A 655-nucleotide genomic window follows, 5' to 3' on the forward strand; every position below is an offset into this window, starting at 1 on the left:
CAACCCCACCACCATCCCCACCCTCCACCGCAACCACCCCGAACCAGACACCCTCACACAGGCCATCGCGGCCGTCGGTGTGCGGACTGACGGCATCGACTGGGCCGGCCTCTGTGGAGCGAGCCGGCCACGGCGGGTGGAGCTGCCGACCTATGCCTTCCAGCGCCGCACCCACTGGGCACCGGGGCTGACGCCGAATCATGCGCCTGCGGCTCGTCCTGCCGCCGAGCCCCAGCGTGCGATGGCGGTGGGTGCGGTGTCGCACGAGGCTCTGGTCCGGCTCGTCGGCGAGACCACCGCGAGCGTCCTGGGACTCGACGGTCCCGACGAGGTAGCCCTGGACCGGCCGTTCACCTCACTGGGCCTCGACTCGATGACGGCGGTGGAACTGGCCGGTCTGCTCGGTACGGCCGCCGGAGTCGCGCTCGATCCGACCCTCGTCTACGAGCTGCCGACGCCACGGGCGGTGGCCGACCACCTGGCGAAGACCCTGCTCGGCGAGTCCGCTGCCGACCAGGAGGTGAACGGCCGGACGGGGGAGGCGAAGGCGGGTGATCCGATCGCCGTCATCGGTATCGGCTGCCGGTTCCCGGGCGGGGTGGCCTCACCGGACGATCTGTGGGAGCTGGTGGCCTCCGGGGCCGACGCCATCTCC

Annotated in this window: 1 protein-coding gene; it reads left to right on the top strand. The window is 72.1% G+C overall.

What is annotated here, in order from left to right:
- Nucleotides 1-655 (top strand): acyl carrier protein (locus FDO69_RS40920; RefSeq protein ID WP_138430331.1); only part of this gene is annotated, 655 nt, incomplete at both ends.

It is taken from the genome of Streptomyces tibetensis (genome assembly GCF_007655005.1).
Taxonomy (GTDB): Bacteria; Actinomycetota; Actinomycetes; order Streptomycetales; family Streptomycetaceae; genus Streptomyces; species Streptomyces tibetensis.